Raw genomic sequence first — 26,625 nt, forward strand, 5'->3', positions numbered from 1 at the left:
AAATCCCTCCATTTTATATAGGAAATACCAATGTAATTTTCGTTCCCTTGTTAATTCCACTTTCGATGATCATATCCGCCTCTTCACCGTATGTTAAAATCATTCTTTCATAGACATTTTTGAGTCCAATACCAAACATATCGCTAGGATTTGTCTGAAATTGATTAACAATCATTTTTTTATTCATTTTAATACTCTCTTTCAAGGTTGAAAGTGTCTCCTCGTCCATTCCTATTCCGTTATCATAAATAGATAAATAGATGAAATCATTTTCTTTTTTAGATTCCATTGTGATCCGTCCATCACGTCCACGAAATCCATGCTTACAACTATTTTCTACAATTGGTTGAGTGATAAGACGAGGGATTTTTATATCAAAAGTTTCTGGAACAATAAGTTGTTTCATTTCAACCGGGTTTTTCCGCATGGCATTTACCAGATTTAAGTAAACAACTGTATCATTAACTTCTTCCTGAAGTGTGATCAGTTCCTTCCCCTGGTATATACTTCTCAAAAATTGTATGAAAGATTGTGTGATTTTCGCTGCTTCCATATCATGATTTTTTATAAATTGTAAACGTATTGTATTTAATAAATTAAAAATAAAATGAGGCTTAATTTTCGCTTGTAATGCTGCTATTTCCGCTTTCCTCTTTATTTTTTGCTCCATTTTAATTTCTTCAATCATACTTTCGATACGTTCTAACATTAGGTCAAACGCAATAGATAATCTACCAATCTCATCATTCCGTTTAATATTCGAACGAATTTCCAAATTTCCATGTTCAACCATACCTGCTACTTGCGCCAATTTTGTAATGGGCTGTGTAAATTTATTTATAAGATATAACAAGATTATAGCCATGAATATAAAGGCTACCACCTGTAAAAACACATTAAAGGTATACGCTTGATCAAGTTGTTCAGCAGCTTCTTGGTATGGAGTAACACTAACAAGTTTCCAATCGGAAATGGGCAGAGGACGATCCACCACGATATAGTTTTCCCCTTCATATTCCATGATTGGAGTTTCTTGTTCGGTGTTCTTCCAATAGTTATCTAGTAAACTCAATCTTTTATTATAAGGATGCGTGCTGAATATAATGTTATTACTCCCATTAACAAGTAAAAGTTCTCGACTTACGTTATATTCATCGCTACCTAAAATAGGTGTAATATTCCTTTCCGTAATACCTGCAAACATATAACCCGTTGTTTTACCACTGTAATTGGTTAATTTCCTTCCTACTACTATCATCTGTTCATTGATACCTTCAGGGGACCGTATCTCATGTAACAAATCGTCTTGGGAATCAAACCAGTGAATATAGAATGCTGGTTTCTCAGCTAAAACTGGAGTATGTTTTTGCAATTTTTGTATATCAAAGTAATTGTCATAATTTTTATTTGAAAAAAAATGATCATTATTTGGAATCATAATCATAATAAAAATATTATTATTTAGCGTAAATAGATTTAATCTAGCATTTATATCAACAAACATTTGTGGATTTGAATTTCCATGTAAATTCCGATTTAGAATGCTATTGATTTCATTATCAAAGAGGACTAAGTTCATAGTAGCGATTAACTCATATGCTCTGTTAGTAAAATATTGGTGGGACAAGTCAAGCATATATTTTTCATTCTTTACTGTCTGATTCTGTACGTATTGAATACTTGTATAACTCATGTTAGCGACACTGACCATCATGGGTATTACCATGAAAATGAGTACAACTAGAATTAATTTTTGTCTAAATGATAATTGTCTTGTTATATATTTCCTACTCTTCCTAAACCATCCCATAAATGTCACATCCTATAAGGTTTGTCTAGATTAACGGACAAGAAATTTACAATACCAAAAAAAACAAACACCATATATTATAAATATTATAAATTTTCGGACTATGGAAAGGGGATAGAATTAATTTGTTGGCGCAATATATTAATTCTAATATATTTCTTGTACTAATAATAGTCTATAAGTTTATAAAAGTGGATGGAAATAACCAGCGAATTACCCGCTGGTATTTATTGAATCCTCCTTTTTTGTAAGATACTCATTCCATCGCAAGACGTAGACGCCGATATTCCTTTGCTGTAACCCCGACTTTTTCACGAAAGTAACGACTAAAATGGGCAACACTTTCAAATCCGCATTCGTATGCAATATCTTTTAACGGTTTATCAGGCTCCATTTCAAGCAAATATTTTACTTGCGTTAATCGACATTTCATTAAATATTCCATCACTGTAAATCCTGTGATTTCCTTAAATACATGTGATAGATAGGATTTACTTACATTAAGCTCTTCTGCAATGAAATCTAAAGTTAATTTTTTCATATAATTCAATTGAATATAGCTGGCTATTTTTTCCGCTTGCTCTGTCTTAGCTTCTTTTTTATCAGGAATTTCCAAACGCGCTTCTTTAACTAATTGATTCACTATAATTAAAACTTGTAATAATAAGACCTTCCTTTCTGTCTCTACCTGTATATTGTTATCTTCGATGTTGAGTGTTGGGTTTGACAACTGAGAGAGACGTCTACAGACGTCTTCTAAATACTTTGATTTATCATTTTCATTGGTTCGAATTAAGCAATGTTGTAAATTCTGAAACGGATCTAATAAATACATACTTCCCATCTCTTGTAAGACACCTTTAATCCAAAGTGGTGAAAAATGAACAACACTACGGATATATTCATAATTTGGTTGAACATTCGGTCTATGAAGTGTCATACCATCCATTAACAAAATATCACCTGGCTTAAGGTCATAAATATGGTTATTTATTAAATATCGACAGGAACCGGAATGAAAGAAATAAATTTCATATTCTTGATGAGAGTGGTAATCAAACGAATAGTCACCTGTGCCTGATAAGCGATAAAAAGTAATTAAATTCTCATTCATCATTATCCATTCCCTATAATGATTCTTCTCCCGTTATGACTCTAAGTACATTAGGGTGTTTTTTAAAGGTTTTTGTTCCTGCTCCATAGCCTACACCAGTTACTCTCATAGAAGGCAGAGTACAAAATTCATTAGCAAGGACTGCTACAATAGCCGCTCCAGTTGGTGTAGCTAGTTCACCTTTTATGTCACTGTGCTGAACAGGCACTCCCTTTAAAATTTCTAGGGTAGCAGGTGCGGGAACAGGGTAAATACCATGATCAATATGAATTTTTCCTGACCCTACAGCCACTGGTGATGATTTAATATCTTTTATATTTAATTGGTGGAGTAATATGGCGGTACCAACAATATCAACGATGGAATCTACAGCCCCCACTTCATGAAAATGAACCTTATCTAAGGGCATTCCATGAATGTGACCTTCTGCTTCACCTATTTTCTTAAATATTCTAAGTGCAATATCTTTTACTTCATCATGAAATTCAGCCTCTTCAATCATCTTTACAATATCCTTATAAGAACGGTGAGAATGGTGATGATGATGATCGTGACTATGCGTATGTATGTGATCATGCTCATGATGATGATCATGCCCATGGTGGTGATCATGCTCATGATGATGATCATGCTCATGGTCGTGTCCATGGTCATGATGATGTGAGTGGTGTTCATGAGTGTTTAGTAGTACATCAAATTTAGTACTAGTAATTCCATTTTTTACAATTTTATTCCACCTTAGTTGGTACTCTTCCTCAATTTGGAGTTTCTTAAGTTCTTGCTCTAGATAAACAGGATCAGCTCCTAAATCAAGCAAAGCACCTATCACCATGTCACCACTAATTCCAGAAAAGCAATCAAAGTATAATGTTGTCATTTTTTACATCTCCTTTTATAAATACTCACTATCCGTTCTTCATGAAGTCAATGTAGCAGTTTAAGTTTTTACCTTTTGAAAAAAACCACACAATATAGTGGCTAGATACAGTTGTTAATTACAGGATATTGATTTATGATAATAAAGACAAGATTTAATTTGGGTACTTTACAAATTAATCTAACCTCTTTGACATGACCCCATTCTTGCTATTTTAGAAACTAATACTTAAAGAGCGTGTTCAAGTGGGAAAAATACCCCTTTGTGAACAGACTCTTAAAATATTTTTATCACACAAACAGGAGGATATTTATGATAACAGGTGATGGAGCTTATATAAAAAAATTAAATCGTAGCCTACTCCTTGAAAAAATTATCGAGCATGGAATGATATCCAGGGCAGAATTATCAAAGCTCACAGGATTAAATAAGGCTACCATTTCTGTACAAATTAATGATTTATTAGATGAAGAGTTGATTTACGAAACGAGACAAGAGCATCACAATATTGGTAGAAGACCAATTATGCTTTCTCTGAATCGAAAAACTGGGTTCGTACTAGGTATTGATTTAGATTATAAAGCTATAACTTATACCTTATCTGATTTATTAGGTTTCCCAGTGTATTCAAATACTTTTGAACTAACCACATCAGACTACGATGTAGTTGTAAAGGAATTAATTAAGCAAATCAAGGATTATGATGCTAAATCCTCCCATACCCGCTACGGTTTAGTAGGTGTAGTTATCGGTATCCATGGTACAGTAGGGAAAGATGAGGTCATTAATTTCGTTCCTCAACATCAGTGGCACAATAAAAAATTAAAAGAGGACCTCCAAAAAGAATTAGATATTAACATTTCCATTGATAATAATGCCAACTTAGTTGCTTTTGCGGAAAAAGTGTTTCAACACCACCATACTCAAAATCTGTTAAGTTTAACAATGTATTCAGGTATTGGTACAGGGTTAATTATGGACGGTACTATTCAGAAAGGCTTTCATGGTTACGCTGGTGAAATTGGCCACATGATTATTTACCCTGAAGGTAAGCAATGCAAATGTGGTAATAAAGGATGCTGGGAATTATATGCCTCAGAAGCGAAACTGTTTGAAGCCTTATCAGAGAAGAAGAAACTTCCTAATGTCAAGTATGAGGACTTAGAACAATGGATTGACACTGGTGACCCCGAAGCATATGAACTTCTAGAGGAATTCATTAAGTACATTTCTATCGGTCTAAATAACGTCATTAATTTATGTAACCCTGAAACCATTGTTCTGAATAGTAATGTGCTAAGGATCTATCCTAATGTTATTGAAAAAATTAAAGGTTATCTCACCTCATCCGTTACTCAATATGGTGAGCTTGTTATCTCACAATTAGGAACAAAAGCCTGTGTCATGGGTGCTTGTGCACACGCTTCCAAAAACTTCTTAGAAATCTCTGAAATAAGCTTAGAACTTACGGAAGAAAAAATCCCTTCCACAAAAGTGGATACGATCGTTTAACCTTGGATTCTTTAAGCATTTATAAATCTGTCATTTTTTTGAGGGTATGTCAACGTTCTATTTACAGCTGACACACCCTCATTCTATTTATTTAGAACCATTTTGTATGGAATATACCTTCTTTGTCTTTACGTTCATACGTATGGGCACCAAAGTAATCCCGTTGTGCTTGAATAAGGTTTGCTGGTAAATCTTCGGAGCGATAGCTATCATAGTAGGCAATAGCACTAGCGAAGGTAGGGACAGCAATACCATGTTTAATGGCTACAGATACTACTTCTCGTAAAGAAGCTTGATAGCCTTCCACAATCTCTTTAAAATAAGGATCTAGTAATAAATTCTCTAGTCCTGGATTATTATCATAAGCCTCTTTGATTTTTTGCAGGAATTGTGCACGAATAATACATCCTCCACGCCAAATCATAGCAATATCACCATATTGAAGGTCCCAACCTTCTTCCTCTGATGCTGCTCTCATTTGAGCAAAGCCTTGGGCGTAGGAACAAATTTTACTCATGTATAACGCCTTTCTAACTGCTTCAATTAACTCGCTTTTATCCCCTGTATATTGTTCCCCTTGAGGACCAGCTAACACCTTACTGGCTTTTACTCGCTCCTCTTTCATAGCAGAGATGAATCTAGCAAATACGGATTCAGTTATCAAAGGTAGGGGTACACCTAAATCTAATGCATTTTTACTTGTCCACTTTCCTGTACCTTTTTGACCAGCCTTATCTAAAATTACATCCACCAATGGTTTCCCTGTCTCATCATCTACTTTTGTAAAAATATCGGCTGTGATTTCAATGAGATAACTATCAAGTTCCCCTTTATTCCATTCCTTAAATATTTCATGAAGTTCCTCTACACCTATTCCTAAAACATGCTTCATAATAAAGTAGGCTTCTGAAATTAATTGCATATCTCCATACTCAATTCCGTTATGAACCATTTTAACAAAATGACCTGCTCCGTTAGGTCCAATATAGGTTACACATGGCTCCCCATCTACCTTTGCAGAAATGGCTTCAAAAATAGGTGCCACTAGCTCATAGGCTTCCTTTTGACCTCCTGGCATAATAGAAGGACCGTTTAAAGCACCTTCTTCTCCACCAGAAACTCCTGTACCAATGAAGTGAATCCCTGTTTCATCAAGCATTTTATTTCGTCGAATCGTATCTTCAAAAAGGGTATTTCCCCCATCAATAAGGATATCTCCCTCTTCTAAATAAGGCTGTAAGGATTCTATTGTTGCATCAGTTGGAGCTCCTGCTTTTACCATTAACAAAATCTTACGTGGTTTTTCTAATGAATTTACGAATTCTTCTATACTATATGTTCCTACAAAGTTCTTATCTACAGCTTCTGTTTTGAGAAACTCCTCTGTCTTTTCGGAAGACCGGTTAAACACAGAAACGGAATAACCTCGACTTTCTATATTTAGTGCCAAATTCTTCCCCATTACCGCTAGACCAACAACACCGATTTGTTGTTTTGACATATTTCCTAACCCCCTGTTATTTTTTAAGAGTACTGAACTAGTATATAATAAAATTGCTTTACCTTATAGATTAAAATAGCGCTTTGCATTGTAATAACAAATGTTAGATACGTATTTTTCTAATAAATTCATGTCTTTTGGTACCTTCCCCTGCTCTGCCCAACTTCCAATTAAATTACATAAAATTCTTCTAAAATACTCATGTCGAGAGAAGGAGAGGAAACTTCTAGAATCGGTTAACATCCCTATAAAGTTGCTAATTAGCCCTATATTTGCCAATGTCTTCATTTGGTCTTCCATACCATCAATCGTGTCATTAAACCACCAGGCTGTCCCAAATTGCACCTTTCCTGGTATCTCTGAGCTCTGGTAATTACCAGCCATAGCAGCAAGAACATTATTATCATTAGCATTCAAACTATATAATACGGTCTTGGGTAAATTCTCCCCTACCTCAAGTGCATCCAAGAACTTAGATAATTTATCAGCAATTAAGCGATCTCCTATGGAGTCAAAACCACTATCGGCTCCAAGCTTGTTAAACATTTTCGTATTGTTATTACGTAGTGCTCCAATATGAAGCTGCATAACCCAACCTTTGTGTTTATATAATTCACCTAGAGTTAGTAAGGTATACGTTTTAAATTTTTCTGCTTCTTCCGTTGTTAATGTTTGACCATTCATTCTCTTTTGAAAAATATCTGCTACTTCTCCTTTGGATGCTTCTTCAAAGAACATCACACTTATTCCATGATCTGCACTTTTACACCCATTTTCATGGAAGTAATCTACTCTACTGGAGATGGCTCCTAAGAATGCCTCGTAATCTTCAATTGGTCGATTGGATACTTGTGCTAATTTTTCAACCCAAGGAAGGAACTCTTCCTTCTCAATATTTAAACCTTTATCAGGTCGGAAGGAAGGAGAAACAGTTACGGAAAAGGTATCCTCTTCAGCCAATTTAATATGACTAGCTAAATCATCTGTCGGGTCATCCGTTGTACCTACAAATTCTACCTTATCCTTTTGTAAAATAGACCTAACAGACAATTGTGGTGAAGCTAGTTTAGCATTTGCCTCTTCCCAAATAGCTGGTGCTGTTTGTTCTTCTAGTAGATCTTCAATATCAAAATATCTCAGTAGCTCTAAATGGGTCCAGTGATATAAAGGATTCCCCAATGTATTAGGTACTGTTTTCGCCCATGCTAAAAACTTTTCGTAATCATCCTTTTCCCCTGTTATAAAATCTTCACTTATTCCATTCGCTCTCATGCCACGCCACTTATAGTGGTCACCAGCAAGCCAAATTTCCGATAAGTTGGAGTAATTTTTATTGGTTAATATATCTACCTGACTCAAATGGTTATGATAATCAATGATAGGTAATTTCTTAGCTGTGTTATGGTATAGCTCTTTTCCTGTCTCGTTGTATAATAGAAAGTCATCAGTAATAAATGATTTCACCTTAAATCTCACCTTTCTAATAAAATTGATAGAAGCTCTAAATAATCTAGTGCACGTATTCTCCTCGTAAGTAACATTCCTCCCCTATTTTATTTTAACATTTTAAATTAATAAATATTGTATTATAACTTCAATATTTTTATTTGTTTATCAAACAAACTATTTGTTGTATACTATGATATATGTAAAGGCTTTATATTTCAAGCATTCTTTTAAGAATAATTATTTCCTCCTCTGAAATGTGGTAGGTATACTGGGATGCTTGCACTTCTAGGAGGTATGAAATTTGAATACAGGTGACGCAAGTTATATAAAGAAGATGAACAGAAGGATTTTAATAGAAGAAACGATACAGAACGTTTCTTTATCAAGGAGTGATTTAGCTAGAATCACTGGATTGAATAAAGCAACCGTATCTACGCAGATTAGCGATCTATTAAATGATCATATCGTGACGGAAATAAGGGAAAGGGAATCCAATACCCGAGGCAGAAAACCCATTTTGCTTGAAATCAATGGACAAGCTGGTTATAGCATTGGTATTGATATTGATGATAATAGCATTAATGTTATTTTTATAAACCTCAAAGGAAATCCCATAAAAAAAATGCAGATACCAGTTATATCCAATAATCTAGAACAAGTTATAGATTCAATAATCAAGAGGTTATCCCCCTCTATTTTGAAGCATAATTCAATGTACCAACCTATTGGTCTAATAGGGATTGGAATAGGTATACATGGCATTGTTAATAATGATGATGAAATCATTTTTACACCAAAGCACAATTGGTCAAATGTAGAAATTACATCTAAATTAGAAAAGGCATTTCAAACGAAGGTATTTGTAGACAATAATGCTAACCTTTGCGCATTTGCCGAACAAGTATATGACGAACATATCCCCGATTTATTCTGTGTTACCTTATACTCTGGTATAGGATTAGGGATCATTAGTAAAAATGAAATTTATCGAGGATATCATGGGTTTGCAGGTGAAATTGGCCATATGATAGTTGAAACAGATGGTTTGCATTGTTCCTGTGGGAACAAAGGTTGTTGGGAATTGTACGCTTCAGAGAAGGCTCTAAAAAATAGAATCTCTAATAGTTTTCCTACCGCTACTTCTTGTAATGGATTTGAAGAACTTTTACGGGATCATAAATTTGATAGTATTATCGATCACTATATTCATTACTTAGCAGCAGGCTTAAATAATATAATAAATATTTTTAATCCTGAGGAACTTATATTAAATGGAACGATGATTAAGAGCGGTTCCCCAATTACGGAAAGAATTCATCAAAAACTCAAATCAAAGATAAATAATTATCGGGAAATTAGGGCCTCAAACATTCGAGGGAATGCCTGTGCCCTAGGTGGAGCAGTATTTGCCCTGAAGCAGTTTTTTCAGATCGATACAATGAACCTCGTACCTTACGATTATTTAAACTCTAAGGTATTAACTTAGTTAATGCCCTTAGATAAAGTAAGGGTGTCTCAAAAGGGGTACGAGGAGGCTGAAGCGTAAATCAACTCCTTACTTTTAATCTGTAAGCTTTAACCTATATGCTTTTACAATAATTCCATCATCAGCAGGTTCGAAATCGTACTGGGGCTGGCGCTCAAATCCAAACCGTTCATATAGTTTCAAAGCCCCTTTCATAAACTCGCCTGTATGTAAGCCAATGGAATCATAGCCTTTCTCTTTCGTTCGCCGAATACATTCAGTAATCAAGTGGGAAGCTACCCCTTTTCCTTGAGCAAAAGGTACAACGGCAAGCAGTCTAATTTCAGGATAATCCAACTCTTCCACATGGCCTTCATAGGCATCTGTTTTTGCAGGGAATAAAGCTACACTTCCCAAAAGATCCCCTTCCTCTTCTGCCACAATCAATTCCACACCAGGTAGATTGTCAGCCTCGGAAGTGATGACTTGTTTTAGTGCTTCCCAATGGGCTTCAGGTATTTTATCTGCATGCTCTTTGTAAGCATCCACCCTCTGCCTTCGTATTTCCTCTCTTTCTTCTTTTGATGCATCCCTAATCTTCATTTTTCCCCCTGCCCTTTTCATTATTTTGAATGAAAAAATACTGTAAAATCTTTAAATTCATAGTAACTGGCAACAAGGTATTACTCAAGTTTTCCAGCTTATAAAACGTCTATAGTAAATACTCTACAAATCTAGTAATCCATGATAACACTCTAGTACCTCCCCTTTTTACTAGGGAGACATCCTCTTCCACTACATAGAGACTTTCCTTATAGCTCCCGTCGCTCTTTACTTGGAGACTTCCTTCATTTTTAAGGGTATTGACTTTGTTTTTTAAATGACTGGCAAACGCTTCGCTGTCAATAACAACCATAACTTCCGTACTTAAGAAGGTACTCCTTGGATCTAGGTTAAAGGCACCAATGGCAGTAATTCGCTCGTCAAAAATATAGGTTTTCCCATGTAAGGATTCCGTTGGGCCTTGGAATTCATAAACATCTATCCCGGAACGAACTAATTCTTCACGGTATCTCATATATCCCGAATAAGCTAGAACATTAGGACTTGCTGCTAAGGAATTGGTCAAAACTTTTATTTCAGATGCAGTTACCTTGTCTTTATCTATAAATTGAACCATTTTATCCGTTGGAATAACATAAGGACTTTGGATAAAAATAGAGTCCTCCGCTTTTTCCATTAGACCGGTAAGCTCATACCAAACCCAAGGTTCCTTGTTCAATCGCTCAATGGGGTTATGAATAAAGGTTACTTTATTTGCAGGAAATGATTTTTCTAACCAATCATATTCATTCTGAAATAGATCCGAATGGGAAGCCTGGTATCCTTGAAAAAGCTCCCTTAAGTAATAAAGCTCTTCCTGAGCCCTTCTCTCCTGACGATTGGATAAGATTGTTGCAGGATTATGCGTGAACTCATGATCCCAAACATACTGGAAATAATTATTAATCTCTTCTATCACACTAGTATTTGTTTCCGGGGCATTCGTATTTATTACTAATACATCCCGATCGTTAGAAGCCCCTTCATACCCCTCGGGAGCATAATATTTGTCCCCAATATTTCTCCCCCCAATCATGGCCAGTTTATTATCCACCACAATCATTTTATCGTGGAGTCGGTTGTTCCATGTCCAAGGACGAAGGAAATCTAAAGGCTCGTAGAACTTCAAATCGATATTAGGATGATAGGAATAGGCATAGATAATATCCCTTAAATCCCCTCTTAAATTATGAAATATTCCATCTAAGAGAAAACGAACCTTTACTCCCCTATCAGCTGCATCTACAATACTTGAAAATAAAACATCACTTGCAATACCTTTATGGATCGTAAAGTAAGCTAAATCGATCGTTTCCTCTGCATTTTCTATTAAATTTATACGGACAAGTCCCGCTTCCATTCTATCTTCCACAAGGACAACCCTGTCAGAAACTTCCTTATCACCAAAAAAACGTTCCGGATCGTGAGCCTCTCGGTAATTACTGGAATCGGGTGTATGGAATTGAAATAACAAAACTCCGGCCAATAGAACATAGATAATGTAGGTACTTAATAAGAGGGTAATTATCTTTATTACATTTATTCCATGTTTTTTCAATGGTCACTCACCCTTTTCATCACTGACATTTCCATTAATTGTTCTTTTACTATAATTTATTAATATGAACAGGTGATGAATAGGTAGAACAAGGAATAAAAATTGTACGGGACCCGGTCCCTGAAATTTAAAATAGGACACGTAGGATAGCGATAATTAGTGCGACGCTACTGATGGTTGTACCTACTACCCATTTTAAGATGGTTATGTGCATTTCTTTTGTTATCGTCTTCACATCATTTTCTGTCATGTATCTTTTTTCATTTAGAATTTTATCAACTGTGACAATTGCCTCCTCCTCCGTCAGTACCTTTTTCAGTTTTGCGTATTCATCAAGCATAACCTTTACATCATTTTCTGTCGTTTTTGATTTTATATCAGATTCCAGTTGATCTAACTCGTGACGAATCTCATCTAGCTTAACTTCTAACTCCCTTAGTTTTTCTTCTTTCATCACTGTCACCCTTTCCAAGCAACCTTTTATATTCTATTTTTATTTCATTTAGAAGGTGTGGACGAAGGTCATTGGAGACTGTCATGTGATCTCCCCTATTTCTGACAGGGATGGAAATACTATATAATGAAAAGGGGAACAATAAATTGCAAATACGATTTAAACAAATGAGGTAATCAATATGAATAAAGGAAGCTTTCAGGCATTTCAACTAAGTAAAGAAATCAAATTAGCTCTTCATGACTTAAAATATATTCACCCAACTGAAGTTCAAAAAAGAGTCGTTCCCGTTGCACTAGAAAGGAAAGACCATATCGTAAAATCTCAGACAGGTAGTGGGAAAACGGCTGCCTTTTCTATCCCCATCTGTGAATTAATAGATTGGGAAGAAAACAAACCACAAGCCCTTATCCTTACTCCAACACGGGAGCTTGCTGCACAAATTAAAGACGATATTATCAATATTGGGAGATTTAAGCGGGTAAATGCAGAAGCCATTTATGGTAAACAATCCTTTGATAAACAAAAGCTAGCCTTAAAACAAAAGACACATGTGGTCGTAGGTACTCCTGGAAGAGTACTAGACCATATTCAAAAAGGAACTTTAAATGTAAGCCAAATAAATTATTTAGTCATAGACGAAGCTGATGAAATGTTTAATATGGGTTTTATCGATCAGGTGGAAGGGATCATTCAAAAACTCCCCACAGAAAACAGAGTTACTTCTCTTTTCTCTGCGACACTTCCTGTTGATGTGGAAAGTCTATGCCAAAAGTATATGAACACCCCTCAGGAAATTGAAATTGCAAGTACGGAATTTACTAAACCGAAAATAGAGCACTACTTGATAGAAGTATCGGAGGAAAAGAAATTTTCTCTCCTTAAAGATATTTCCATTGTTGAAAACCCTGACAGCTGTATTCTCTTTTGCGGAACTCAAGAAAAGGTAGATCAACTATACCGTAAAATAAAGGGTGCCAACTACTCCTGTGAAAAAATCCATGGCTCACTTGCTCAAAAGGATCGTTTTTCCGTCATGAATCGATTTAAGCGTGGAGAGTTTCGTTATTTAGTTGCAACAGATGTGGCAGCACGGGGAATTGATATTGAAAACATTAGCCTCGTCATAAATTATGACTTTCCTTTAGAAAAAGAAAGCTATGTACACCGTACTGGTCGAACTGGACGTGCAGGTAAAACAGGACAAGCTATTACCTTTATAACTCCTTATGAGAAAAAATATTTGGACGAATTAGAAGACTATTTAGGGTTTTCCATTACTAGAAAGGCCCCACCGTCCAAAGAAGACGTGGAAAAAGGAAAGAAAACCTTTGAAGAGAAAATGCAACGTAAAGCTGCTATTAAAAAAGATAAAGGGTCTCAACTAAATAAAAATATTATGAAGCTATATTTTAATGGGGGAAAGAAGAAGAAGCTTCGACCAGTTGATTTTGTTGGAACACTCACTAGTATCCAAGGAGTACAGGCAGAAGACATTGGTATCATCTCCATCGAAGAAAATTCCACCTATGTGGACATTCTAAATGGTAAAGGGTCCCTTGTGCTGCAAGAAATGAAAACAAAAACAATAAAAGGAAAACAACTAAAGGTTCATAAAGCGAGGTAAGTCAAAAGGTAAATATCCCCTTTTGACTTACCTCTTCTTTCCTCTCTCACAACATAAATCTATAAATTACCACGAACTCTTAGTAGCTAGCCATAAAAAACTATGTTAGTATATAAAACTATCATCACACTTTACTGCATTAACGCTTTTAACTAAAGTTGTAAAACAAAGGAGTATTTTTTATGTCAGAAAAAAATAGCAGCTCTCTTGAACCGAGAGAACAATGGGGAACACGATTAGGCTTCATGCTTGCTGCAGCAGGATCAGCCATTGGACTAGGGAATATATGGAGATTTCCCTTTGTTGTTGGAGAAGGTGGCGGAGCCGCCTTTGTACTTATTTATTTAGGATTTGTCCTGCTCATAGGATTGCCATTACTAATTGGTGAAATTAGTATTGGACGGAAAGGCCAAGCAAACGCCATGGACAGCTATAAAGCAATTCAACCTAGAACGAAGTGGTACTTAAACGGTTTTATTGGTATTCTTATCAGTTTTATGATTTTATCCTTTTATTCTGTTGTCTCTGGTTGGGCTTTTTATTACTTTATTCAAGCATTAACGGGACAGTTGATTGCCCCTAATAGGGATTACGGAAGTACTTTCGGTGGTTTTATCACAGATCCAATCATGCCAATCGTATTTCAAGTTCTTCTAATGACCATCGTTGTAATTATCGTGATGGGAGGAGTAAAGAAAGGTATTGAAAAGTGGAATAATATTTTAATGCCAACCCTTTTCCTTCTTCTCATTGTTTTAGTTGTTAGAAGCCTAAGTCTAGAAAACGCTCATATTGGTTTAAGCTTCTTTCTAAAACCTGATTTTTCTGTTATCGATTCTACTATTATTCTCGCAGCATTAGGGCAAGCTTTCTTTAGCTTAAGCTTGGCATCAGGGTTATATGTTACTTACGGCAGTTATATTAACAAAAAAAATAGCATCCCTGCCAATGCAGGTGGGATTGTATTTCTTGATTTATTAGTTGCCATAATGGCTGGGTTAATTATTTTTCCTGCAGTGTTTCACTATGGGATTGATCCTGGTAGGGGTCCGGACTTAGTGTTCGTTACATTTCCTACGATTTTTACAGATATGCCATTTGGTGCATTATTCGCCGTTCTTTTCTTCTTCTTTATTTTCGTGGCGGCATTAACTTCTGCTATTTCTCTACTGGAAGTGGTAGTGGCATTTATTAAAGAAAAATTCCATTTATCACGTAAGATAGCAGCACCTATTACTGGAGCGATTATTACCGTAGTGGGAATGTTCTGTGCCTTATCCTTTGGGTCATTATCACACGTTACCCTATTTGACCGTACCATTTTTGATATACTGGATTTTCTTACTGCAGAAATCCTCCTTCCATTTGCAGGACTTATTTTAAGTATTTTCTTAGGATGGATTTGGAAGCCTGCTGGTGTAAGGGAAGAAGTAGAGAAGGAAGGAAATTCCCTTCCCCTGTATTCTATTTGGAGCTTTTTAATTCGCTACGTTATACCAGTTGTCATCTTAATTGTTTTTATCGATTCCTTAGGAATTATTTAAATGTAATAAAGAGGATGTTTCACATGCTGTGACATCCTCTTTATTGTCCTATGCTCCTTTTTCTTTATTGGCTGCGGATATTAATCTTTTTTTGAAAAGATGTGTGTTTGAGCCTAAAAGGACGCCTGATAAAATAAAAAATCCACCTAGTATTTGGGTTAGTAGAAGTGTTTCTCCCCCAAATACAACGGCTAAAATAGTAGTAAACAGTACGATTAAATGGAGGTAGTTAGAGGCTTTCCCTGGTCCTACCTGCATCACACCCTCATTCCAGCAAAGGAAGGAAATAATACTTGGAAAAATTCCAAGATAAAGGACACCTAACAATGCTGGTAATGGTACCGTTCCTAAAGAAACAGCTTCATATGTCCTCTCAAATAATGCAAAGGGTATTAATACAAGAATAGCAATATACATCGTGATGATAAAGGTGGCTTTCTTCGGTAAATGAACACCAAATTTTTTCATTAAAACAGAATAGGCAGACCAAAACAGTACCGCAACTAGTACGATTAAGTCCCCAGGATTAACTGTTAACGTTAATAGTGTTTCTAGCCTCCCACCTGTAATTACAATGATTACCCCAACTAAGGATACTACTACCCCAAAATATTGGATACCAACAAGCTTTTCCCTTAGAAAGAAAACAGAAAGAAGAACAATTATCAATGGAGCCATGGAATTAACTAAGGACGCATTGATAGAAGTAGTGTACTGGATGGCTATGTAAAGGGTTGTATTGAAACCAGCTACTCCTGTTAACGCTAAAAGGAAAAGAGCTTTCCAATTCCTTTTCATACTATCAAAATTGTCCCTTAATTCTTTCCAAACAAACGGAAAAAAAACAAGACTCGCAATCGTCCACCTAAGTACCGAGAATTGAAAGGGGGGAATTTCTTCTACAATCATTCGGCTAAATACAAAATTTGTTCCCCAAAAAAAGGTGGCAAAAACAAGCAGCAAATAAGGAAAGCTTTGAAGCTTTTCTATCATTCTAGTCATCCTATCACCTACAAAAAATTACTAAATAATAATATTTTATTCCATTAATCATGAAAAAGAAAGGTTCCTGTTTCCCAGTACAGGAACAGGAACCTTGCCTAACATCTATAAATATATTGTAAATTTCGTTTCCTTTTTATTGGACTGACAGATGATATCCCCATTATGCTTCTGAATAATTTTTTTGCATACAAATAATCCAATCCCTGTCCCTAATTCCTTTGTAGTATAAAAAGGCTCAAAGATTGTTTCCTGAACACTTACAGGGATTTCAGGTCCATTATTTGTAATACTGACATTGATTTTCCCAGACTCCTCTATACAGCTTACATAAATTTCCCGAGAGTGATCATTATGCTTTACAGCATCAATAGAGTTAAAAAGAATATTCAAAAACACTTGCCTTAACTCTGATTCATTTGCATGAACTACAATGCTTGAATCAACATCAGTTAAAACGCTTACATCTTCATCTACAATGCTAGGATACAAGAATTTTAAAATATCTTCTAACAATTCACCTAGATTGACCTCAGTCACTTTATTGTCCATGACTTCCATTTTAGAAGTGTGCAAAAATTGAGTAATGCTGTAGCTTAATTGATCCAACTCATGATCAATTATATTTAAATAATTATGGTCCGGTAATTCTTTCCGTAATAATTTTGAAAAGCCAATTACCGAAGTTAATGGATTTCTAAATTCGTGGACAAAACTAGAAGAAATTTGCCCAAGAATGGATAATCGGTCTTTATGAGATTGTTGTATGAAATGGTTTTTTTCTTGAATTTCCTTTTCTTTTATTAACGTATATCTCGTAACAGCCTGATGACTGAAGTTGTCAAACTGTTTGTTTATTTTATCAATAATTTTCTCTAAGTCATCAATAGGGATGTTTGATTGAATGATATATTTTAAAATAATACTTCTTCCTAGATTAACATTATAGACCAAATCCCCAATGTTAGATTTAGCATCAATTCGTTCTTCCGCTAATTTAAATGCTAATTGTTTAATTCTCTCTTCATCTAAAAGATCTTTTAATGTTTGCAGAACGAGCTTGTACATTAGCAATCCATTTTCCTGAATACATTCCTTACTTACATTACCCTCCATAATAATTTTCTCTTCCCACGTTTGAATAAGATTAGTTTCGTTCCTCTCTAAAAACTCAATAACAGTATCAACTGATGACTGCATAACTTTCTCGGAAAACGACATAATTGACCCCCTAAAACACTTATACAAATATATATATGTAGTATGAATTTTCGGAATTTTAATCTGATTATGTATTTATATTACTCGTTTTATCTATTCGCTAAATATTTTAATTCTCCTTCTAAAAAGAACTAATTTAATAAGAATGAATATAAACATATTATAATTGGAAAGGCAGAAAACTTGAGACTATTGTTCAAACAAGGACATGGACCTAGCTTCATCATTACCTGCTCATAACCATGCACAACTGCATGATGCTAGACCCTAATTACATCCCCCCTTTTTAGATCTACATATAAGATAGTGAAACCTTCTCCCCCTCTTATCGTCTATTAAAATAAAAGGGAGGTATTTTTTTTATGAAAAAAATTTGTTTTTTAGGATTGATAATAGGCTTTAGTTTCTTATACAATACCACGGTGTTTTCTGAGGAAGGAGAAAAAGTCAGATTAGAAGAACGAATACTTGAGTGGGAAGAGGCTGGGATTGATCCTAACCATACAGAGACTATCGAAGAAATCCGCAGCTACCTGGAGAGACACATAGCACCTGGTATCTTCGCCAGCCTTCATATTGACCGTGATGAAAGGGATCTTGGAGTTATTGTTTTATCCTTTACAGAAGACATTTCAGGTGAAACAAAAAGGGAGATTGAAGCATTAGTGGAAGAGCCCTCTGAAGTGGCATTCCGAGTAGTAAAATTCACAGAGGAACAACTAAGGGAAAAACAACGGGAGATTGACTCCACAGTTTTTGAACAGAATGTTTTTGAAAGTGAAGGGATTACCGTCCACCATACTAGCCCTGATATTATAAACAGTAAAGTGGAAATCGGTATCTCTCCATTCAACGATGGAACTGCCCAGTTCGTGTACGATTACTTTGGTGACGAAATGATAAATGTAGTTCAAGGGTATGAAGTGCAGCTTCTAATAAGGGAAGGAAAACCTGCTGGAGATGCTGTTGAGACCGAGGAAGCAATGACGGTGACAGTAGCTGCTTCAAATGAAAGTACAGGATTTTTCACACGAATTTGGAATTGGTTCCTCGGATTATTCGGATAAACCCAATGTGTAAAAATTCCCACCAAGGACAATGAAAATTTTAGTCTGCATTGGAATGAGCGAAGGTCCACGACACTCCTGCGGAAGAACGAGCAAGCCAAGACCACACAGGGCAAAGCCCGTGGGGGCTTGACAGGTCGTCCGCGGAAAGGGAGTGGACCGTAGCGAATGACAACCAGATTCGAATGTTCAGGGGAGCCTTACTCCTATTTTCTTTGAAAAAAGCTTATATGCTTCCTTCCATACCATCTAGCACTAATTCCCTCAGTCGATTTTTCTTCGCATCTAAATAAGGTAAATCCATTTCATGGAGATGATTTACATCGAAATTTTCATAAATATATTTACTACAATCCCAGACTTTTTTTCGAATAGAAGGTCCGTTTTCTTCTGCAATGATGATAAGTGCTTCGTAAATAGCCAATAGTACGGAAATGTCCTTTCGCCCATAATGGCAGATTTGATAAAAAGTAGCATAGAGAACATCATCGAAGCACGATTGTACCGCAACGATCCTTCCTTTGTCATTATCATAGTAACTAATGTAATTCCCATCTAATTTACTAGCCTCAGCAAGAAGTTTTCCTAAATGAAAAATGCAATCAATTGCCGTATTGGGATCATTAATTCCCGGTGAAATGGCCCGTAGTGTGACCTCGACAATTTTTCGAACCCCAAATTCTACATCCTGTAGTATCGTTCGATCATTACCGATCTTAATATACTTTTTTGATTTAAATGGGGGGGCTGAATCACTTTCGTAGTATACAGTTATTAGAATATCACCGGGTTTCACAAAGGTACCGATAGGCATTTTAACCTCAATTACAAGATCCTTTTCCTTGGCCAGCTTAAACAAATGATGAAATTCAATTAGTTGGATGTAGCCAAGCTCCTTATTCTTCACATGAAAAAAAGCAGTTTTGCCTGCTGGAAAATTTGGTTTTTCTGAAGTGATTTTAATTTCTTCCCCTTTTTTAGCGGTAATTCTATCCTTCACTGTTTTCAAAGTAGTCATGGTTACATCATTAATTAGGGTACTAACCTGTATATTTGTTGCCACATGATGAATGAAGTAAGCGAAAAAGGCAAGACAGATAATCGCTATCAAAACACCAATCGGCCCAGCAATTACTTCATGAGTTAAATCCTCCCGCATGAAAAGCAAGGTAAGAATGGAATACATGATGCCACCCATATAAACCCCTAGCACTCGCATCGTTACTTTGTTGGAAATGAAATCAGATAATGTTCGAGGTGAAAACTGGGTGGAGTATGTTGTTAGAACGACCATGATCGTAGAGAATGTAATGGTAATCATCGTCAATAATGCTGCTGCAATAGTCCCCAAAATGGTTTGAGCCAAATCCACACTGATGAGAATAATGGCTGGAATAATGTCCACAATCGTTTCCCCGTGAACCGTATCTAAATAAATCACCCCAAAAGCCAATAGGGATGCTGCAACACAATATAAACTAGGGACTAACCATATATTTTGCTTAATTTGTAGAAGATAATATTTCACTGATGATCACCCTTGTTAATAAGATGCTACCTACCAAGTATTGCCTTATGAAATGCTTTTTAAAAGAGCAGCACAAAAAAAACACCTGACCCAACGTTTGATAGATAGTTGGATAGGTGCTTTTTTTAATGGCTCTATTAAAGGATATTGTTGATATTTAAACAAAGTTGATTGAAGTGGAAGATGCGAGAACTGTCTCTTCCTCTGCAAGCATTGCTCTGGAGCATTATGCGTCGAGACAAATCGAAGATTATTCGACGAAGCAACGCTCTTTCCTACGGGAAAAGCAACGGCTGAAGCGAAAATCAACATCAAAGTTTAACAGAGCTTTTAAAATAGAATCATCCCTAGCTTCCTATTCTTTTTCTAAATGCCATAACATTGCTAGTGTTCCTTCTCCTGCGTGTACTGCTAAGGAGGAGCTTATTTCTCCTACAACGATATCCAACTCAGGAATGGCTTCCTGAATTTTTTCCTTTAATGCATTGGCCTTTTCCGGCACATTTCCGTGCATAATTTGAACTTCCTTCACGTTATTCTCTGCACACGATTGTTTTAATAAGTCCACTATTCTATTGGTAGCCTTTTTTTCTGAACGAACTCGCTCCGAAAGTCCGAGTTCCCCTTCCGAATTGATTGTTAAAATGGGTTTGATTTGCAGCACATTCCCTAATAAGAATTGAGCACCCGACATTCTTCCACCTTTATACAACTGCTCTAAGCTGCCCAGTAAAATTAAATTTCTGGATCTAGTGGCTTCGTCTCTTAATTCATTTGCGATTTCCTTTACATCGACACCTTTTTCCGCCATTGAAAGCCCTTTTTTCATTAATGTTGTTATGGCATAAGAAAGGGATAAGGAGTCCACTACTTCTACATCAAACTCTGCTTGATCCTTACCTGTTGTTGAACTAGAGATGGTACCACTTAATTTATTTGAAACGTGGATGGCCACTGCAGCATCATAATTTTGTTTTAGTTCTTCGTATAATTCTGTAAACTTTCCTACGGAAGGCTGCGACGTTTTCGGAACCTCTTTACTGTTACGGATCATGTCATATAATTGCTCCGACGATAGATCGATTCCATCCTCGTATTCCTTCTCCTCCGAAATAACCACAATCGGCACGACATAAACATCTGGGTGCCCCTTTAATTCCTCTGTAATAAATGCAGTACTATCGGTAACAAACGCAATTTTCTTCTTTGACATAATCATCATCATCCTTCCATGATAAGATTCTTGTTAGTATAATTATACTTTGAAACAAAAACATTACCAAGTGTTAATATGAGGTACTAACTACTTATTTCTAGGTATTTCAATTTATTTACAATTCTATCAACCTACATTATAATTACTAGAAAATGAGGTGATGGAGTTGGCGATCGTTACAGTGGATTTTGACGGAACACTATATCAAGGAAATTCCTTTAAAATTATGTTCCAAATGGGAAAGAAAAACTTTGGGGTAAAGGAATGGATTGTTGTTTTTACCGGAATTGCAAAGGCATTAGCTGTTGGGGTGGTAAGGGGCAAAGCCGCACTACGACTACAATTTTTTAGAGCCTTTGCCAAAACCTTTAATGGAAAAACAAAAGAAGAGTTGGACGTATTTTTTCAGCAGTTAGTAAATATCGGAAAGAAGGATTTTAATCATGATCTCATACATAAGCTACGTGAACATCAAGAAAAAGGGGATACAGTGATTATACTGTCCGGTGCCCTTCAGCCATTCTTAGAAGCCTTTACGAAAGAAGTCCAGCTAGATGTTCACGTTATTAGCACAGAATTACAATTAAATGAACAGGGTCTTTGCACGGGGGATGTTGGAGAAATCATTAACGGTGAAGAGAAGGTAAGAAAAGTACAAGAGTGGGTTAAAAGATCTGGCCGTGGCTCAACTGAAATCTGGGCTTATGCAGACAGTGAAAGTGATATTCCATTATTTCACTATGTAAAATATCCCATCGTTGTTAACCCAGATTCTGATATGAAAAAAATTGCCCATAAAAACAAATGGCCTATCTTTGCCGCCGAAAAAAATAGAGGCAGCACCCACTTTATTTAGAGGGTACCGCCTTTAATTTTTTCTTTGAAACTCTATATTTCGTTTCACATCTCCCTTAAATCTCTCCAGAATTTTCGAGGCACTGTCCCGGGAGTTATCGTTAAAAAAGTCATACTCCTGAAGCAACTGGTAAAACTCCTGATTTTCAGAATGCTTTGTTTTAATATACAATAGACTAATTTCATATTGGGATAATTGAGCCTTTAAAATCTGTATATATTCCTTCCGTTCATGCTTTTCAAGGATACCTTTATGTTTTGTAACCCATCTTACAAGTTGATAAAGATTTCTATAATAATGTAGTAAATGATCCCCTTCTTTTTCTTCCATTATAAAATATGAAGCTCTTTGCAGATCCTCCATTGACACCGGCTCTCCTGTTCTTTGCTCCACATATGTTTTAACTAAGTCCCGATATACTTTACGAAAATACCCTCTCCCCTTTACCACTCTCTCCTCCATACTATTTAGTTCATATTCTAAACTGTTCACAATTTCATGGTGCATGTTAAGAAGCTGAAAAAAAATATTTTCGATTCGTTTCTTCTCATTTTCTAACCCCTTTTGCTTATACGTAAAAAAGGCAACAATAAAGGCAGACAAGGCAATGATTGGACTTGCTATTGTAATAAGAAAATCTCCAGTATTTTCAGAAGAATGGAAAGTAAAATTGCTGTTTAATAAAATGTGAAATATAATCACTGCCGTTAAACTAATTATAAAAAGGATGATAAACAAACTACTAGTGATCATCTTGATAAACCTATTCCCCCATGACTGCAGTCTCCCCTTCTTTGACATCATGTTCCCCCCCTCCAGTGTGAATGCACATTTCTGTTAGGAATCGACAAAACAATATATTCCACCAGAGCTTGGTTTATAACATAAGTAAAGCACCCTGATGATTTCATCAGGGTGCTCGTGTAAAGAGGTGAACAATAGAGGTGATTCTGTTGTTATGCAGTTGTTTCAATAGCTGATTTGCTCTTGAACAGCTTTGCGCGAAGGTAAGGAATTACCCAGCGGTCGCCACCATAGCGTCCAGCGTTGTGTCCTGCAGCTAAGATGAAGATGGTCAATAAAATCATCCATGGATTAGAAGATACGGTACCTGCAAACATAAATGCGAAATTCATCATGATGCCAAAGAATGCGGCAGCTGTTGTTAATACACCAAGAAGTAATCCAATCCCCACTAATAGTTCTCCCCAAGCGACCATAAAGCTAAATACTCCAGCGTTCGGTAAGGCAAAGCTTTCAATAAATGCGTGATATGTTGGGTATTGCTCCATAACGAATTCGTTATTTACCACACCGTTTAAATACCCTGCAGCACTAAACGGTTCCCCTGTGACTTTTCCCCAACCAGCAGTCATCCAAGACCAACCTAGATATACACGTAAAATCGTTAAGATACCAGCAGCAATTTTGTTGTTTCTAATGAATTCCATGAACATGATCCATTCCTCCTAAGAATGATTTAATTGACTGTTTTTTTAAGTAGTTGGCTTGGCTACGCTACAGGCGGACGCTTTCCGTGGGCAACGCTGGAGTCGCCGCCTTCCGTTAATCCAAGCTATTAGCAACAAAATGTAACAGCCTTTAATAATTAAAAAGATAATGGCTTTTGCAACTTGTTAAATTTTTTAATTGATGAAGTTTATGTTGTTTAGTGATCACTAACTCTTTCTTCACTATCAGTATATAACGAAAAACCACGTTACGAATGGGGGAACTGTGAACACTCCGTTGCAAAACGGTGACTAAAATGTGACTAAATTCACACTCGTAGTAAAAGGGTCTTTCTATTTCCGCACGTTTAGTAATACGAAATTCCTCCTAGTACTTTAGCTCCATTCTTTACAATGTTTCAAATGGATGAATATGGGAATTAATAAGAATAATAATAAGATCATTCATGTGGATGAAGATGTACATCTTGGGAGGTGGGACAGGATGAACCGCAAAGAGCCAGAGTACATAGCAGAATCAAAGGAACGCTACAGAGAAAAAGGAATGGATCCCAACGTAATCCCTGCTCCAAAAAAGTTTTTGACAGAAGAAGAACTTAGTAAAAAAAGAAAATCATATAGGGAGATATTATCCGTAGTAAGCTTTTTCTCCAATAAGCTTTTGGATTCATTAAAGGGAACCCCCATCCTAGTGGTAATATCCGATTCAGATGGGTACTTATTAGATTTAGTGGGCGACGAAACCATTAAATCTACTGTAGAAAACTTTGGAATTAAAGTTGGAAGTCTTTTTACACAAGAAGATACAGGAACAAATGTAGTAAGCTTAGCATTACAGCATAAAGAACCAATCAGTTTGATAGGAGAAAACCATTACCACACCTTTCTCCATGAAGTCGCTTGTTACGGGGCAGCCTTTCATTACACCGATGAGGATAATTTGCTAGGAAGCATCTGCTTAATGCTGCCTATCACCTTTGAAAACTCATTATTTTTAACAATGCTATCACAGGTTGTAGATTCCATTGAAAGAGAGCTGTTATTAAGAAAACAAAATAAGAAATTGAACATCCTAAATCAAATCATGTTGAGTAAAACAAGAAATGGCATTATCATCACAGATAAAAACGGGATCACAATCGAATTTAATGGAGTAGCTCAAAAAATTCTTAATCAGAGTAGAAGATCGATTATTGGAAAGAAAATTTTTAATTCACATACGACCGGAGATTACTTCAAGCTAGTTCTCGAAAAACAAGTTAAATTTGAAAATGAGGAATTAAAGTTTACCAACGATCGTGGAGAGCAGATAGTCTGTTTATTTGACGCCCAGCCTATTTATGAAGAGGGTGTTTTAATAGGTGCCTTTGGTCAATTTAGGGATATAACAGAAAGGTTTTTAATGGAAGAAAAGTATAACTATTTAGCCTACCATGATGATTTAACGGATTTACCAAACAGACGTTATATAAAGAAAGAAATGGAAACAATCATTAAGTCCAACAAAGTTGGCAATAAAAGAAACGTAGCTATCTTGCTATTAGACTTAGATAGATTCAAAGTAATTAACGATACGTTCGGTCATTCGAAAGCAGACTTACTTCTTGTGGAAGTAACGAAAAGATTACTTGCTTGCCTTGGAAAAAACGATAAGCTAGCTCGTATTGGCGGAGATGAATTCATTTTCTTATTGAAAGATTACCATGATAATGACTATGTAACGGAAGTGGCAAATCGAATTTTGGCACAATTTAAGCTGCCGTTCACTGTAGATGCCCATGAGTTTCATACAACTGTTAGTATCGGTATTGCTGTTTATCCAGATCAAATACTTTCTGTTGAGAGCTTTATGATTCAAGCGGATAACGCCATGTACGAAGCCAAAACCAAAGGTAAGAATCGATACGCTTTCTATTCACTAGATAAGTTGAATCATTCCATTGAGTCCTGGAAAATGGAAACCGATTTAAGAAATGCACTGGAAAAAGACGAATTTATCTTACATTATCAACCTCAATTTTGTAATAAATCCGGGTCAATCATTGGTGTCGAGGCATTGATTCGCTGGAATCATCCGAAGCATGGATTAATTTATCCAGATAAGTTTATTAGGATTTCAGAAGAAACGGGGTTAATCACGGAAATAGGAGAATGGGTCATTAAGCAAGCCTGTATACAAAATAAACAATGGCAGGATGAAGGTGGCAAACCTATAAAGGTGGCCGTAAATCTTTCCACACAACAATTTTTCAGACCGAATTTAGTAGTTTTTTTAAAAGAAGTACTGGAACAAACCAAGTTAGATCCTGAATACCTCGTTCTAGAAATTACAGAATCAATGGCCGTCGATTTTGATTATTCTATTAAAGTCTTGAGGGAGTTAAAAGACCTTGGTATTGGAATAAGTATAGACGATTTCGGTACAGGTTACAGCTCTTTAAATTATCTTAAAAAATTCCCCCTTGATTACTTGAAGATCGATCGAACATTCGTTAGAGATATTATGAACGACGATAATGCCGTAAACATTGTAAAGACAATCATCACATTAGCACATAATTTAAATCTAAAGGTAATTGGAGAAGGAGTAGAAACAGAGGAACAATTAAAATTATTAAAGGAATATAACTGTGATAATATCCAAGGCTTTCTATTCAGTAAACCCGTTCCAGCAGAAGAGTTTAGGGAAAATCTCCGTTCCCTTTTTTAAAGCATCGAGGGTGTCTCAAAAGGAGACACCCTCACATTG

General features: G+C 36.0%; 21 protein-coding genes. 7 read left to right on the forward strand and 14 right to left on the reverse strand.

Annotated elements, in window-relative coordinates:
* Positions 1–13 precede the first annotated feature (13 nt).
* The 3 genes from J2S74_RS20275 to larC form a co-directional block, all read right to left on the reverse strand.
* The gene (locus J2S74_RS20275) at positions 14–1,810 is read right to left on the reverse strand and encodes a sensor histidine kinase (protein WP_307329346.1); all 1,797 of its coding nucleotides are present in this window, start codon (positions 1,808–1,810) and stop codon (positions 14–16) included.
* 256 nt (positions 1,811–2,066) lie between these two features.
* On the reverse strand, positions 2,067–2,927 hold the full coding sequence (locus J2S74_RS20280; protein WP_307329350.1) for a helix-turn-helix transcriptional regulator: 861 nt from the start codon (positions 2,925–2,927) through the stop codon (positions 2,067–2,069).
* 10 nt (positions 2,928–2,937) lie between these two features.
* Complete coding sequence (gene larC, locus J2S74_RS20285) at positions 2,938–3,801, reverse strand: nickel pincer cofactor biosynthesis protein LarC (protein ID WP_307329352.1); 864 nt, start codon at positions 3,799–3,801, stop codon at positions 2,938–2,940.
* A 312-nt stretch (positions 3,802–4,113) separates the two neighbouring features.
* On the opposite strand from larC, the gene J2S74_RS20290 reads away from it, so the two are divergent.
* Positions 4,114–5,313, forward strand: coding sequence for an ROK family transcriptional regulator (locus J2S74_RS20290; protein WP_307329355.1), 1,200 nt, complete (start codon positions 4,114–4,116; stop codon positions 5,311–5,313).
* 91 nt (positions 5,314–5,404) lie between these two features.
* Here the strand turns inward: J2S74_RS20290 and gnd are convergent, their stop codons facing one another.
* The gene (gnd, locus tag J2S74_RS20295) at positions 5,405–6,814 is read right to left on the reverse strand and encodes an NADP-dependent phosphogluconate dehydrogenase (RefSeq protein WP_307329358.1); all 1,410 of its coding nucleotides are present in this window, start codon (positions 6,812–6,814) and stop codon (positions 5,405–5,407) included.
* Positions 6,815–6,877: 63 nt separating this feature from the next.
* On the reverse strand, positions 6,878–8,278 hold the full coding sequence (uxaC, locus tag J2S74_RS20300) for a glucuronate isomerase (RefSeq protein ID WP_307329361.1): 1,401 nt from the start codon (positions 8,276–8,278) through the stop codon (positions 6,878–6,880).
* A gap of 286 nt (positions 8,279–8,564) precedes the next feature.
* Here uxaC and J2S74_RS20305 point away from each other — a divergent pair, with 286 nt between their 5' ends.
* Positions 8,565–9,749, forward strand: coding sequence for an ROK family transcriptional regulator (locus J2S74_RS20305; protein ID WP_307329363.1), 1,185 nt, complete (start codon positions 8,565–8,567; stop codon positions 9,747–9,749).
* Positions 9,750–9,824: 75 nt separating this feature from the next.
* Here the strand turns inward: J2S74_RS20305 and J2S74_RS20310 are convergent, their stop codons facing one another.
* From J2S74_RS20310 to J2S74_RS20320, 3 genes are all read right to left on the reverse strand, one after another.
* Positions 9,825–10,331 carry a GNAT family N-acetyltransferase gene (locus tag J2S74_RS20310; protein WP_307329366.1) on the reverse strand — a complete coding sequence of 169 codons (507 nt, stop codon included), beginning with the start codon at positions 10,329–10,331 and terminating at the stop codon, positions 9,825–9,827.
* 109 nt (positions 10,332–10,440) lie between these two features.
* On the reverse strand, positions 10,441–11,889 hold the full coding sequence (locus tag J2S74_RS20315) for a phospholipase D family protein (protein ID WP_307329369.1): 1,449 nt from the start codon (positions 11,887–11,889) through the stop codon (positions 10,441–10,443).
* Positions 11,890–12,016: 127 nt separating this feature from the next.
* Positions 12,017–12,343 (reverse strand): hypothetical protein, encoded by a 327-nt coding sequence (locus tag J2S74_RS20320; protein ID WP_307329371.1) that lies wholly within the window; start codon positions 12,341–12,343, stop codon positions 12,017–12,019.
* Positions 12,344–12,524: 181 nt separating this feature from the next.
* On the opposite strand from J2S74_RS20320, the gene J2S74_RS20325 reads away from it, so the two are divergent.
* Together J2S74_RS20325 and J2S74_RS20330 are read left to right on the forward strand one after the other, a co-directional pair.
* The gene (locus J2S74_RS20325; RefSeq protein WP_307329374.1) at positions 12,525–13,970 is read left to right on the forward strand and encodes a DEAD/DEAH box helicase; all 1,446 of its coding nucleotides are present in this window, start codon (positions 12,525–12,527) and stop codon (positions 13,968–13,970) included.
* Positions 13,971–14,152: 182 nt separating this feature from the next.
* Complete coding sequence (locus J2S74_RS20330) at positions 14,153–15,514, forward strand: sodium-dependent transporter (protein ID WP_307329377.1); 1,362 nt, start codon at positions 14,153–14,155, stop codon at positions 15,512–15,514.
* Between the two features lie 48 nt (positions 15,515–15,562).
* Here J2S74_RS20330 and J2S74_RS20335 read toward each other — a convergent pair whose 3' ends face one another.
* Together J2S74_RS20335 and J2S74_RS20340 are read right to left on the reverse strand one after the other, a co-directional pair.
* The gene (locus J2S74_RS20335; protein ID WP_307329380.1) at positions 15,563–16,507 is read right to left on the reverse strand and encodes a DMT family transporter; all 945 of its coding nucleotides are present in this window, start codon (positions 16,505–16,507) and stop codon (positions 15,563–15,565) included.
* 114 nt (positions 16,508–16,621) lie between these two features.
* On the reverse strand, positions 16,622–17,737 hold the full coding sequence (locus J2S74_RS20340) for a histidine kinase N-terminal domain-containing protein (protein WP_307329382.1): 1,116 nt from the start codon (positions 17,735–17,737) through the stop codon (positions 16,622–16,624).
* Positions 17,738–18,099: 362 nt separating this feature from the next.
* On the opposite strand from J2S74_RS20340, the gene J2S74_RS20345 reads away from it, so the two are divergent.
* Positions 18,100–18,804 carry a hypothetical protein gene (locus J2S74_RS20345; protein WP_307329385.1) on the forward strand — a complete coding sequence of 235 codons (705 nt, stop codon included), beginning with the start codon at positions 18,100–18,102 and terminating at the stop codon, positions 18,802–18,804.
* A 226-nt stretch (positions 18,805–19,030) separates the two neighbouring features.
* On the opposite strand, the gene J2S74_RS20350 is transcribed toward J2S74_RS20345, so the two are convergent.
* Together J2S74_RS20350 and J2S74_RS20355 are read right to left on the reverse strand one after the other, a co-directional pair.
* Positions 19,031–20,332 (reverse strand): DUF2254 domain-containing protein, encoded by a 1,302-nt coding sequence (locus J2S74_RS20350; RefSeq protein ID WP_307329387.1) that lies wholly within the window; start codon positions 20,330–20,332, stop codon positions 19,031–19,033.
* A gap of 355 nt (positions 20,333–20,687) precedes the next feature.
* Positions 20,688–21,545: a DegV family protein gene (locus J2S74_RS20355; RefSeq protein ID WP_307329390.1), complete on the reverse strand. Its 858-nt coding sequence runs from the start codon at positions 21,543–21,545 to the stop codon at positions 20,688–20,690.
* Positions 21,546–21,714: 169 nt separating this feature from the next.
* On the opposite strand from J2S74_RS20355, the gene J2S74_RS20360 reads away from it, so the two are divergent.
* Entirely contained in the window at positions 21,715–22,404 is a 690-nt protein-coding gene (locus J2S74_RS20360; RefSeq protein ID WP_307329393.1) for an HAD family hydrolase, read from the forward strand.
* Between the two features lie 12 nt (positions 22,405–22,416).
* Here the strand turns inward: J2S74_RS20360 and J2S74_RS20365 are convergent, their stop codons facing one another.
* Positions 22,417–23,208, reverse strand: coding sequence for a putative phage abortive infection protein (locus J2S74_RS20365; RefSeq protein WP_307329395.1), 792 nt, complete (start codon positions 23,206–23,208; stop codon positions 22,417–22,419).
* A 152-nt stretch (positions 23,209–23,360) separates the two neighbouring features.
* Positions 23,361–23,861 carry a DoxX family membrane protein gene (locus J2S74_RS20370; RefSeq protein ID WP_307329398.1) on the reverse strand — a complete coding sequence of 167 codons (501 nt, stop codon included), beginning with the start codon at positions 23,859–23,861 and terminating at the stop codon, positions 23,361–23,363.
* Positions 23,862–24,360: 499 nt separating this feature from the next.
* On the opposite strand from J2S74_RS20370, the gene J2S74_RS20375 reads away from it, so the two are divergent.
* Entirely contained in the window at positions 24,361–26,586 is a 2,226-nt protein-coding gene (locus J2S74_RS20375) for an EAL domain-containing protein (RefSeq protein WP_307329401.1), read from the forward strand.
* Positions 26,587–26,625: the final 39 nt, after the last annotated feature.

The organism is Evansella vedderi, assembly GCF_030813435.1.
Classification (GTDB): domain Bacteria; phylum Bacillota; class Bacilli; order Bacillales; family Salisediminibacteriaceae; genus Evansella; species Evansella vedderi.